The organism is Pseudomonas sp. 22085, assembly GCF_052045815.1.
Lineage (GTDB): Bacteria > Pseudomonadota > Gammaproteobacteria > Pseudomonadales > Pseudomonadaceae > Aquipseudomonas > Aquipseudomonas glycinae.
This window is the reverse complement of record NZ_JBQEQA010000008.1, coordinates 192993-205470: the sequence shown is the minus strand read 5'-3', so window position 1 is coordinate 205470 and position 12478 is coordinate 192993. Positions and strand designations below refer to the sequence as shown.

Annotated in this window: 9 protein-coding genes; 8 read left to right on the top strand and 1 reads right to left on the bottom strand. The window is 59.2% G+C overall.

The features are described from left to right. Nucleotides 1-29 precede the first annotated feature (29 nt). Nucleotides 30-434 (top strand): ferric iron uptake transcriptional regulator, encoded by a 405-nt coding sequence (gene fur / locus ACTJK7_RS12440; RefSeq protein ID WP_064382593.1) that lies wholly within the window; start codon nucleotides 30-32, stop codon nucleotides 432-434. 75 nt (nucleotides 435-509) lie between these two features. Here the strand turns inward: fur and recN are convergent, their stop codons facing one another. Then, nucleotides 510-2183, bottom strand: a complete 1674-nt coding sequence (gene recN, locus ACTJK7_RS12435) for a DNA repair protein RecN (protein ID WP_011332393.1) — start codon at nucleotides 2181-2183, stop codon at nucleotides 510-512. 240 nt (nucleotides 2184-2423) lie between these two features. Between recN and grpE the strand changes: the two genes are divergently transcribed. From grpE to greA, 7 genes are all read left to right on the top strand, one after another. Beyond that, nucleotides 2424-2993 carry a nucleotide exchange factor GrpE gene (gene grpE / locus ACTJK7_RS12430; protein ID WP_011332394.1) on the top strand — a complete coding sequence of 190 codons (570 nt, stop codon included), beginning with the start codon at nucleotides 2424-2426 and terminating at the stop codon, nucleotides 2991-2993. A 102-nt stretch (nucleotides 2994-3095) separates the two neighbouring features. Continuing rightward, nucleotides 3096-5012, top strand: a complete 1917-nt coding sequence (dnaK, locus tag ACTJK7_RS12425) for a molecular chaperone DnaK (RefSeq protein ID WP_011332395.1) — start codon at nucleotides 3096-3098, stop codon at nucleotides 5010-5012. A 297-nt stretch (nucleotides 5013-5309) separates the two neighbouring features. Beyond that, nucleotides 5310-6434, top strand: a complete 1125-nt coding sequence (gene dnaJ, locus ACTJK7_RS12420) for a molecular chaperone DnaJ (protein ID WP_041475136.1) — start codon at nucleotides 5310-5312, stop codon at nucleotides 6432-6434. Nucleotides 6435-6443: 9 nt separating this feature from the next. Further along, nucleotides 6444-7250, top strand: a complete 807-nt coding sequence (gene dapB, locus ACTJK7_RS12415; RefSeq protein ID WP_085654576.1) for a 4-hydroxy-tetrahydrodipicolinate reductase — start codon at nucleotides 6444-6446, stop codon at nucleotides 7248-7250. A gap of 256 nt (nucleotides 7251-7506) precedes the next feature. Continuing rightward, nucleotides 7507-8643 (top strand): glutamine-hydrolyzing carbamoyl-phosphate synthase small subunit, encoded by a 1137-nt coding sequence (gene carA / locus ACTJK7_RS12410; RefSeq protein WP_085654578.1) that lies wholly within the window; start codon nucleotides 7507-7509, stop codon nucleotides 8641-8643. 125 nt (nucleotides 8644-8768) lie between these two features. Further along, nucleotides 8769-11990, top strand: coding sequence for a carbamoyl-phosphate synthase large subunit (carB, locus tag ACTJK7_RS12405; RefSeq protein WP_039769162.1), 3222 nt, complete (start codon nucleotides 8769-8771; stop codon nucleotides 11988-11990). Next, entirely contained in the window at nucleotides 11987-12463 is a 477-nt protein-coding gene (greA, locus tag ACTJK7_RS12400) for a transcription elongation factor GreA (RefSeq protein WP_440780406.1), read from the top strand. The genes carB and greA overlap by 4 nt, the downstream gene beginning before the upstream one ends. The last annotated feature ends 15 nt before the right edge of the window (nucleotides 12464-12478 follow it).

Below are 12478 nucleotides of genomic sequence, written 5' to 3'. Positions count from 1 at the left end.
TGCGAAGCAGCATCGCGAGAAAGCTGACCATGGTTGAAAATAGCGAACTACGCAAAGCCGGCCTCAAAGTGACCCTGCCACGGGTCAAGATCCTGCAAATGCTCGACTCTACCGAGCAGCGTCACATGAGTGCCGAGGACGTCTACAAGGCGTTGATGGAAGCTGGCGAGGATGTCGGTCTGGCCACGGTTTACCGTGTTCTGACCCAGTTCGAAGCGGCTGGCCTCGTGGTCCGTCACAACTTCGACGGCGGCCACGCGGTATTCGAATTGGCCGATGGTGGCCACCACGACCATATGGTCAACGTGGAGTCGGGCGAAGTCATCGAATTCTTCGACGAAGAAATCGAAAAACTTCAGAAGGCGATCGTCGAGAAGCACGGTTACGAGATGGTTGATCACAATCTCGTCCTGTACGTACGCAAGAAAAAGTAAGCATGTCGCGCGAATTTCAGGTTCGCGAAACGAACGAAGGCGACCCGAGGGTCGCCTTCGTGCTTTCTGCGGTTCTTAAACCTTTGCGGTTACGACCATCTTTTTCGCGTGCGCCAAGGACTCTTTGGTCAGATCGATGCCGCCCAGCATCCGCGCGACTTCTTCTATGCGGTCATTCTTGCTCAGCTTAGAAACGGCCGTATGAGTCGCCTGCTCGCCACGTACCTTGTGCACGAACAGGTGCTGATGCCCCTGAGCCGCAACTTGCGGCAAATGCGTGACCGTCAGAACCTGTCCGCGATCCCCGAGGCGGCGTAACAACTGGCCGACGATTTCCGCCGTCGGACCGCCAATCCCCACGTCCACTTCGTCGAATACCAATGTCGGTACGCGAGAGGTCTGGGCTGTAATCACCTGGATGGCCAGGCTGATCCGTGACAACTCACCGCCGGACGCCACTTTGGCCAAGGCTTTCAAGGGTTGGCCCGGGTTGGCGCTCACCAGCAGCTCGACTTGTTCCAGACCATTGGGTTGCAACTCGCTGCTATTGTTGGCGCGCAGTTCGATGGTGAAGCGACCGCCGGGCATGCCCAGGCGCTGAATCTCCTGCTCCACCGCGCTTGCCAGGCTGCCGGCCGCCTGATGGCGCAGCTCACTGAGTTCCCGAGCCTTTTCCTGATAGTGGCGGGCATAGGAAGCGAGTTCTTCGGCGAGGCGTTCGATGGATTCATCGTTGGCGTCCAGCGCTTCGATTTCGTCGAGCAGCTTCTGCTGCATCTCTGCCACTTCCGTCGGCTGAATGCGGTGTTTGCGTGCCAATGTGTAAATGGAGTCCAGGCGTTCCTCGAGATATTGCAGGCGCGCCGGATCAGCGTCGAAGTTGTCGAGAAAACGATTGAGCTCGCCGACGGCCTCTTCGACCTGGATTTGTGCACTGGTCAGCAGGCTGCTCGCTTCACCCAGCGCACCCACCGAGCTGTTCACGCTCGACAGTCGGTTGAGGCTGGCCGTCAAGGCATTCAGCACATTGCCGGAATCACTTTCGCTGCATTGCTCGACCACTTGTCGGCAGATGCCGAGCAGGGTTTCGGCGTTGGTCAGGTTCTTGTGTTCCTGCTCCAGCTCTTCCAGCTCGTTTTCACCGAGGCCGAGGTTTTCCAGTTCTTCGAGTTGATAGCTGAGCAGTTGATGGCGTGCACGCTGTTCGTCGCCGGAGTTGGAAAGGCGTTCCAGCTCCTGGCGAGTCTGGCGCCAGCGCTGGGCGGCCAAGTGTACCTGGCGTGCCAGATCGGTAGCCCCGGCGTACTCGTCGAGCAGGCGCCGGTGGGTATCGGTCTTGAGCAGGGATTGGTGTTCGTGCTGGCTGTGGATATCGATCAGCAGCTCGCCGAGTGCCTTGAGATCGCCAAGCGGGCAGGGCGTGCCATTTATATAGCCGCGTGACCGACCTTCGGATGTGATGACCCGGCGCAGGATGCACGGGCCGTCGATTTCCAGGTCGCGTTCCGCCAGCCAGGCGCTGGCCTCGGGGATGTCGGCCAGGTCGAAGGTCGCCAGGATATCGGCCTTGTCGGCGCCCGGTCGAACCACGCCGCTGTCGGCGCGATCACCGAGCGTCAGGCCCAGGGCGTCGAGCATGATCGACTTGCCGGCGCCGGTTTCCCCGGTAATCACGCTCATGCCGCGATCAAGTTCGAGATCGAGATGTTCAACGATGGCGTAGTTGTGTACGGACAGGTGCACCAGCATAAAGGCCGCTCCCAGGCTTCAGGTCTGGTTATTTATACAGTGTTTTGTTTCGGGCTGACAATGCCCTCGCTTGGATCGATGAGGATGATCCGATCAAATGCCTGTCGCGCCCGGGAATGCCAATGCAGCACTTTTTTGTAGGGTTAATCGTTGTCAGCCCTTGAAGCCTGATTTTGCGGCCCCATATATCGGGGCAGAAGCGCGAATCGAACTCGCGGACGATATTGAAAGGAGAATTCTATGGCTGACGAACAGACAGTAGATACGCAAAATCCAGAAGCCAATCAGGCGCCCGAGGCCTCGGGTGATGACCTGGCGACCCGTGTACAAGTGCTCGAAGAGCAATTGGCCGCCGCGCAGGATCAATCGCTGCGCGTAGCTGCCGATCTGCAGAACGTCCGCCGCCGTGCCGAGCAGGATGTCGAAAAGGCGCACAAGTTTGCGCTGGAAAAATTCGCCGGCGATCTGCTGCCGATCGTCGACAGCCTGGAGCGTGGTCTCGAGCTGTCGAGCCCGGATGACGAAAGCATCCGTCCGATGCGCGAAGGCATCGAGCTGACCCTGAAAATGTTTCACGACACCCTCACGCGCTATCAGCTTGTCGCTGTCAGCCCGCAGGAAGGCGAACCGTTCAATGCCGTGGAGCATCAGGCGATGGCCATGCAGGAAAGTGCTGACCTGGAGCCGAACAGCATTCTGAAGGTGTTCCAGAAGGGCTACCAGCTCAACGGTCGCCTGCTGCGTCCGGCGATGGTCGTGGTCAGCAAGGCGCCGGCGCCAGTTTCGCCTTCGATTGACGAGAAGGCTTGAAATTAGCCGCAAGGCCCCCATTTACAAGTCAAGCGTTTAAGTATTACCGCAGTCAGCCACCACTGCTGCGGCAAAAAAATCCAAAGTTTCGGGAGAGTGAACATGGGCAAAATTATCGGTATCGACCTGGGGACTACCAACTCCTGCGTCTCCGTGCTGGAAAACGGCAAAGCCAAAGTTATTGAGAACGCTGAAGGCGCGCGCACCACGCCGTCGATCATCGCTTACGCCAACGATGGCGAAATCCTGGTCGGTCAGTCGGCCAAGCGTCAGGCTGTGACCAACCCGCACAACACCCTTTTCGCAGTAAAGCGTCTGATCGGTCGCCGCTTCGAAGAAGAAGTTGTACAGAAAGACATCAAGCTGGTGCCTTACAAGATCGTCAAGGCTAACAATGGTGACGCCTGGGTCGAGGCCTCCGGCAAGCAGATGGCTCCGCCGCAAATCAGCGCCGAAGTCCTGAAAAAGATGAAGAAGACCGCCGAAGACTATCTCGGTGAGGCTGTGACCGAAGCGGTGATCACCGTTCCGGCGTACTTCAACGACAGTCAGCGTCAGGCAACTAAAGATGCTGGCCGCATCGCCGGTCTGGACGTAAAACGTATCATCAACGAACCGACCGCTGCTGCTCTGGCTTACGGTATGGACAAGGCCAAGGGCGATCACACCGTGATCGTTTACGACCTCGGTGGTGGTACTTTCGACGTCTCCGTGATCGAGATCGCTGAAGTTGACGGCGAGCACCAGTTCGAAGTGCTGGCCACCAACGGCGACACCTTCCTGGGTGGCGAAGACTTTGACATGCGCCTGATCGACTACCTCGTCGACGAGTTCAAGAAAGAGTCCGGCATGGACCTGAAGAACGATCCTCTGGCCTTGCAGCGTCTGAAAGAAGCCGCTGAGAAAGCCAAGATCGAGCTGTCTTCCTCGCAGTCGACCGACGTCAACCTGCCGTACATTACTGCAGACGCGACCGGTCCGAAGCATCTGAACGTGAAGATCTCCCGTGCCAAGCTCGAATCGCTGGTTGAAGATCTGGTGACTCGTACCATCGAGCCATGCCGCATTGCTCTGAAAGACGCCGGCATCGACGCCAGCAAGATCGACGACGTGATCCTGGTCGGCGGTCAGACCCGTATGCCGATGGTGCAGAAAGCTGTTTCGGATTTCTTCGGTAAAGAAGCACGTAAAGACGTGAACCCGGACGAAGCTGTTGCCATGGGTGCTGCGATCCAGGGCGCCGTTCTGGCCGGTGACGTGAAAGACGTTCTGCTGCTCGACGTCAGCCCGCTGACCCTGGGTATCGAAACCATGGGTGGCGTGATGACCGCGCTGATCGAGAAAAACACCACGATTCCTACCAAGAAATCGCAAGTGTTCTCGACGGCCGACGACAATCAGGGCGCCGTGACCATTCACGTCCTGCAAGGCGAGCGCAAGCAAGCCGCACAGAACAAGTCCCTGGGCAAGTTCGACCTGGCCGACATTCCACCTGCTCCACGTGGTGTGCCGCAGATCGAAGTGACCTTCGACATCGACGCCAACGGCATCCTGCACGTAGGTGCGAAGGACAAGGCGACTGGCAAAGAGCAGAAGATCACTATCAAGGCCAACTCTGGTCTGTCGGATGAAGAAATCCAGAAGATGGTGCGCGACGCCGAGCTGAACGCCGAGGAAGACCGCAAGTTCGAAGAGCTGGCCGCTGCCCGTAACCAGGGTGATGCACTGGTTCACTCGACTCGCAAGATGATCGCCGACGCTGGCGACAAAGTGACTGCAGAAGAGAAGACTGCAATCGAAGCGGCTGTGGTTGCCCTGGAAGCTGCCGTCAAAGGCGACGACAAGGCTGCCATCGACGCCAAGGTTGAAGAGCTGTCGAAAGTCTCTGCACCGGTTGCTCAGAAGATGTACGCCGAACAGGCTCAGCCTGCTGAAGGCGCAGCACCGCACGACGAGAAAGCTGAAAAGGCTGACGATGTTGTCGATGCCGAGTTCGAAGAAGTCAAAGACCACAAGTAAGTTGTTGGTCGCCCGGTTGACTGCCTTGCGGCGGTGACTGGTAGGATGTCGCCGCGCGGGAGCTTGCTCCCGCGTTGGCGTATCTGGAATACGCGAATTTTTACAGCATGCGACGAGCTTCGTGTGTTGGCGGTATGGCCGGGAATGCTCCTGCTTTTCGCGCCGCAAATACCGCATGAACCAAAGACCAGGATCGTTGAATTGACGTGAGTTGGGTCCGGGCCTGTATTGGGGCTCAACGAGTTTGGCGAAGCTCAGGAGGGGTTTGCCGAACGTCCTCAAGAGTATGAAGAACTTATGGCTAAGCGTGACTATTACGAAGTGTTGGGTGTTGAGCGCGGCTCAAGCGAAGCAGACCTGAAAAAGGCCTATCGCCGTCTGGCGATGAAGCACCACCCGGACCGTAATCCCGGTGACAAGGCGTCGGAAGATCTGTTCAAAGAGGCTAACGAAGCCTACGAAGTGCTGTCCGATTCCAGCAAGCGTGCAGCGTACGATCAGTATGGTCATGCCGGTGTCGACCCGAGCATGGGCGGCGGCGGTGCAGGCTTCGGCGGTCAGAACTTCTCCGACATCTTCGGTGATGTCTTCAGTGACTTCTTCGGTGGCGGTCGCGGCGGTTCCCGTGGCGGCGCTCAGCGCGGCAGCGATTTGCGTTACACCCTGGAGCTGAACCTGGAAGAAGCGGTACGCGGTACTACCGTGAATATCCGCGTTCCGACATTGGTCAATTGCAAACCATGTGATGGATCGGGTGCCAAGAAAGGCTCGTCGCCATCGACGTGCCCGACGTGCGGCGGCATCGGTCAGGTACGCATGCAGCAAGGCTTCTTCTCGGTGCAGCAGACCTGCCCGCGTTGCCATGGTCAGGGCAAGATCATTTCCGATCCGTGCGATTCCTGCCACGGCGACGGTCGCGTCGAAGAATACAAAACCCTCTCCGTCAAAGTGCCGGCCGGTGTCGACACCGGTGACCGCATTCGTCTGTCCGGTGAAGGCGAGGCGGGCACTCAGGGTGGCCCGACCGGCGACCTGTACGTAGTGATCAATGTCCGCGAACACGACATCTTCCAGCGTGACGGCAAGCATCTGTTCTGCGAAGTGCCGATCAGCTTCGTCGACGCGGCCCTGGGCGGCGAGCTGGAAATTCCGACCCTCGACGGTCGCGTCAAACTGAAGATTCCGGAAGGAACTCAGACCGGCAAGCAGTTCCGCGTACGCGGCAAGGGTGTTGCGCCAGTGCGTGGCGGTGGGGCGGGCGATCTGATGTGCCGTGTGGCCGTCGAAACTCCGGTCAACCTGACCCGTCGTCAACGTGAACTGCTGGAAGAGTTCCGCAGCTCCCTGGCGGACGACAACAGCCACTCCCCGAAAACCACCGGTTGGTTCGACGGTGTGAAACGCTTCTTCGGCGATCTGTAAGGAGTCGGCATGCGACGTATAGCTGTGATGGGCGCTGCCGGGCGCATGGGCAAGATTCTGGTCGAGGCCGTGCAGCAGCGCGCACCGCTGACCGGTCTGACGGCCGCGATTGTTCGTCCTGGCAGTACGCTGATCGGTGTGGATGCCGGTGAGCTGGCTTCGCTGGGCCGAATCGGCGTGCCGCTGTCCGGAAATCTGGAATCGGTGGCGGAAGAGTTCGATGTGTTGATCGACTTCACCCTGCCGGAAGTGATGCTGAGAAACCTGGCCTTCTGCCGCAAGGCCGGCAAGGCGATGGTGATCGGCACGACCGGGCTGGACGCTGCGCAGAAGCAGTTGCTGGCCGAGGCGGGCAAGGATATTCCGATCGTCTTCGCCGCCAACTTCAGTGTCGGCGTCAACCTGTCGCTGAAGCTGCTCGACATGGCAGCGCGGGTATTGGCTGATGATGCGGACATCGAGATCATCGAAGCCCATCACCGCCACAAGATCGATGCGCCGTCGGGTACGGCCCTGCGCATGGGTGAAGTGATTGCCAATGCGCTTGATCGTGATCTTCAAAAAGTCGCGGTCTATGGTCGCGAAGGTCACACCGGTGCCCGTGACCGTGAAACCATCGGCTTTGCCACTGTTCGCGGCGGTGACGTGGTGGGCGATCACACAGTGCTGTTTGCCTGCGAGGGCGAGCGTCTGGAGATCACGCACAAGGCTTCGAGTCGCATGACATTCGCCAAGGGCGCGGTGCGTGCGGCGTTGTGGCTTGACGGTCGCGAGCCTGGTTTGTACGACATGCAGGACGTGCTCGACCTGCATTGAGATGTTCTGAAACCGGCGCAAATGCCCTGTTTGTGCCGGTTTTGCTCCGCCGGGCGACGCCCTGTCGCATTCTCCGGCCTTCAGGCCTCATTGGCGGTAGACCAAAAATCCCTTTTTCTGTAAGCTACAGCTTTAGTGTGTCCACTAAAAGCGCGCAGAATAATTCAGTGAAGAAGCGGGGTGACGTGTCCATACGTCACTCCGCTTTTTTACAACCTGCGATTGCCCTTTCATGCGTTATTTACGGGAGGTCTTCTTGACTAAGCCAGCCATACTCGCCCTTGCTGATGGCAGCATTTTTCGCGGCGAAGCCATTGGAGCCGACGGTCAGACCGTTGGTGAGGTGGTGTTCAACACCGCAATGACCGGCTATCAGGAAATCCTTACCGATCCTTCCTACGCCCAACAGATCGTTACCCTGACTTACCCGCACATCGGCAACACCGGCACCACGCCGGAAGACGCCGAGTCCGATCGCGTCTGGTCCGCTGGCCTGGTCATCCGTGACCTGCCGCTGGTAGCGAGCAACTGGCGTAACACGATGTCCCTGTCCGATTACCTGAAAGCCAACAATGTTGTGGCGATCGCCGGTATCGACACCCGCCGCCTGACCCGCATCCTGCGTGAAAAAGGCGCACAGAACGGCTGCATCATGGCCGGCGACAACATCTCCGAAGAAGCGGCCATCGCCGCGGCGCAAGGCTTCCCGGGCCTGAAGGGCATGGATCTGGCGAAAGTCGTCAGCACCAAGACCCAATACGAATGGCGCTCCACTGTCTGGGATCTGAAAACCGACAGCCACGCGACCATCGAAGCCTCCGAGCTGCCTTACCACGTGGTTGCCTACGACTACGGCGTCAAGGTCAACATCCTGCGCATGTTGGTCGAGCGCGGCTGCCGCGTCACTGTCGTTCCGGCACAGACCCCGGCGGCCGACGTGCTGGCCTTGAAGCCGGACGGCGTGTTCCTGTCCAACGGCCCTGGTGATCCGGAGCCTTGCGACTACGCGATCAAGGCGATCAAGGAAGTACTGGAAACCGAAATTCCGCTCTTCGGCATCTGCCTCGGTCACCAGCTGCTGGCTCTGGCTTCCGGCGCCAAGACCTTGAAAATGGGTCATGGCCACCACGGTGCCAACCACCCGGTTCAGGATCTGGACACTGGCGTCGTGATGATCACCAGCCAGAACCACGGTTTCGCGGTTGACGAAGAAACCCTGCCAGCCAACGTCCGCGCGATCCACAAATCGCTGTTCGACGGCACCCTGCAAGGCATCGAGCGCACCGACAAGAGCGCGTTCAGCTTCCAGGGTCACCCTGAAGCGAGCCCGGGCCCGAACGATGTGGCCCCTCTGTTTGACCGCTTCATCAACGAGATGGCCAAGCGACGCTAAGCGCTCGCCTTGAGACTGTAGCGAGAAGCCCTTGAGGGCGGCCCCGGAACCGGCGGCCCCCTCGGGGCTTCAGAAATCGATCAAGACGGCTTGCCGACTGACCTGCGGATTTGAGTGACAAACCCATGCCAAAACGTACAGACATTAAAAGCATCCTGATTCTCGGCGCTGGCCCGATCGTTATCGGCCAGGCCTGCGAATTCGACTACTCCGGCGCCCAGGCTTGCAAAGCCCTGCGCGAAGAGGGTTACCGCGTCATCCTGGTGAACTCCAACCCGGCCACCATCATGACCGACCCGGACATGGCCGACGCCACCTACATCGAGCCGATCAAATGGCAGACCGTTGCCAAGATCATCGAGAAAGAGCGTCCGGATGCCGTGTTGCCAACCATGGGCGGCCAGACTGCTCTGAACTGCGCCCTGGACCTGGAGCGTGAAGGCGTTCTGGAGAAGTTCGGCGTAGAGATGATCGGCGCCAACGCCGACACCATCGACAAGGCTGAAGACCGTTCGCGTTTCGACAAGGCGATGAAAGCCATCGGCCTGGAATGCCCGCGTTCCGGTATCGCCCACAGCATGGAAGAAGCCAACGCGGTGCTCGAGCGCCTGGGCTTCCCGTGCATCATCCGTCCGTCCTTCACCATGGGCGGCACCGGTGGCGGTATCGCTTACAACCGTGAAGAGTTCGAAGAAATCTGCGCCCGTGGTCTGGACCTGTCGCCAACCAAGGAACTGCTGATCGACGAATCCCTGATCGGCTGGAAAGAATATGAAATGGAAGTTGTCCGCGACAAAAAGGACAACTGCATCATCGTCTGCTCGATCGAAAACTTCGACCCGATGGGCGTGCACACCGGTGACTCGATCACTGTTGCCCCGGCTCAGACCCTGACCGACAAGGAGTACCAGATCCTGCGTAACGCCTCGCTGGCGGTACTGCGCGAGATCGGCGTCGAGACCGGTGGTTCCAACGTTCAGTTCGGTATCTGCCCGGACACCGGCCGCATGGTCGTGATCGAAATGAACCCGCGTGTATCCCGCTCGTCGGCTCTGGCTTCGAAAGCCACCGGTTTCCCGATCGCCAAGATCGCGGCCAAGCTGGCGGTCGGTTACACCCTCGACGAACTGCAGAACGACATCACCGGCGGTCGTACCCCGGCGTCCTTCGAGCCATCCATCGACTACGTCGTGACCAAGCTGCCGCGCTTCGCTTTCGAGAAGTTCGCCAACGCTGACGCGCGCCTGACCACTCAGATGAAGTCGGTCGGTGAAGTCATGGCCATCGGTCGTACCTTCCAGGAATCCCTGCAGAAAGCCCTGCGCGGTCTGGAAGTGGGTGTTTGCGGCCTGGACGAGAAAGTCGACCTGAGCAACCCGGAAAGCATGAGCGTACTCAAGCGCGAACTGACCGTGCCGGGCGCCGAGCGTATCTGGTACGTGGCGGACGCTTTCCGCGCCGGCATGACCGTCGAAGAAATCTTCGGCATGAACATGATCGATCCGTGGTTCCTGGTGCAGATCGAAGACCTGATCAAGGACGAAGAGAAGGTCAAGACTCTCGGTCTGTCCGCTATCGACCGCGATCTGATGTACAAGCTCAAGCGCAAAGGTTTCTCCGACCAGCGTCTGGCCAAGCTGCTGGGCGTCACCGAGAAGAACCTGCGTACTCACCGCCACAAGCTGGAAGTGTTCCCGGTCTACAAGCGCGTCGACACCTGCGCGGCCGAGTTCGCCACCGACACTGCCTACCTGTACTCGACCTACGAGGAAGAGTGCGAAGCCGCGCCGTCCGGTCGCGACAAGATCATCATCCTCGGCGGTGGCCCGAACCGTATCGGTCAGGGCATCGAGTTCGACTACTGCTGCGTACACGCGGCACTGGCGCTGCGCGATGACGGTTACGAGACCATCATGGTCAACTGCAACCCGGAAACCGTTTCCACTGACTACGACACTTCCGATCGTCTGTACTTCGAACCAGTGACCCTGGAAGACGTGCTGGAAATCTGCCGCGTCGAGAAGCCGAAGGGCGTGATCGTCCAGTACGGCGGCCAGACGCCTCTGAAACTGGCTCGCGCCCTGGAAGCAGCCGGCGTGCCGATCATCGGCACCAGTCCTGATGCCATTGACCGCGCCGAAGACCGTGAGCGCTTCCAGCAAATGGTCGAGCGTCTGAACCTGCGTCAGCCGCCAAACGCCACCGTGCGCAGCGAAGACGAAGCCGTTCGCGCAGCTGCGAAGATCGGTTACCCGCTGGTGGTGCGTCCGTCCTACGTACTGGGCGGCCGGGCGATGGAAATCGTCTACAAGGAAGAAGAGCTCAAGCGTTACCTGCGTGACGCGGTGCAAGTGTCGAACGACAGTCCGGTGCTGCTCGACCACTTCCTCAACTGCGCCATCGAGATGGACGTGGATGCGGTCTGCGACGGCAAGGACGTAGTGATCGGCGCGATCATGCAGCACATCGAACAGGCGGGCGTTCACTCCGGTGACTCCGCGTGCTCGCTGCCGCCGTACTCGCTGCCGGCACACATCCAGGACGAGATGCGCGAACAGGTCAAGAAAATGGCCCTGGAACTGGGCGTGGTCGGCCTGATGAACGTTCAGTTGGCGCTGCAGGGCGAAGACATCTACGTCATCGAAGTCAACCCGCGTGCTTCCCGTACCGTACCGTTCGTGTCGAAATGCATCGGTATTTCCCTGGCAATGGTCGCGGCTCGCGTGATGGCCGGTAAAACCCTGAAGGAAATCGGCTTCACCAAGGAAATCATCCCGAACTTCTACAGTGTGAAAGAGGCGGTGTTCCCGTTCGCCAAATTCCCTGGCGTTGACCCGATCCTCGGCCCAGAGATGAAGTCCACCGGTGAAGTGATGGGCGTCGGCGACACCTTCGGCGAAGCCTTTGCCAAAGCCCAGATGGGCGCCAGCGAAGTGCTGCCGACCGGCGGTACCGCATTCATCAGCGTGCGCGATGATGACAAGCCACTGGTTGCAGGCGTGGCCCGTGATCTGATCAACTTGGGCTTCGAAGTTGTCGCCACTGCCGGCACTGCCAAGCTGATCGAAGCCGCAGGTCTGAAAGTGCGTCGCGTGAACAAGGTGACCGAGGGGCGTCCGCACGTGGTCGACATGATCAAGAATGACGAAGTCACTCTGATCATCAACACCACCGAGGGGCGTCAGTCGATCGCCGATTCCTATTCCATTCGCCGTAACGCCTTGCAGCACAAGATTTACTGCACCACCACCATTGCTGCTGGCGAAGCTATCTGTGAAGCGCTGAAGTTCGGTCCCGAGAAGACCGTACGCCGCTTGCAGGATCTACACGCAGGATTGAAGGCATGAATAAATACCCAATGACCGTCCAGGGCTCCAAGGCCCTGGAAGAAGAGCATGCTCACCTGACCAAGGTCGTTCGTCCGAAGCTCAGCCAGGACATCGGTACGGCCCGCGAGTTGGGTGACTTGAAAGAAAACGCCGAATACCATGCCGCTCGCGAACAGCAAGGTATGGTCGAGGCGCGGATCCGTGACATCGAAGGTCGCCTGCAGAACGCGGTGATCATTGACGTGACTACCATTCCGCACACCGGCAAAGTGATTTTCGGCACTACCGTCGAAATCGCCAACGTCGAGACTGATGAAAGCGTGACTTACCAGATCGTGGGTGAGGATGAGGCGGACATCAAACTCGGCAAGATTTCCGTCGGCTCGCCGATCGCTCGCGCCTTGATTGCCAAGGAAGAGGGCGATACGGTCGTCGTGAAGACGCCAGGTGGCGTTATCGAGTACGAGATTGTCGAAGTCCGTCACATCTGAGGGTGGGCGCCTGCT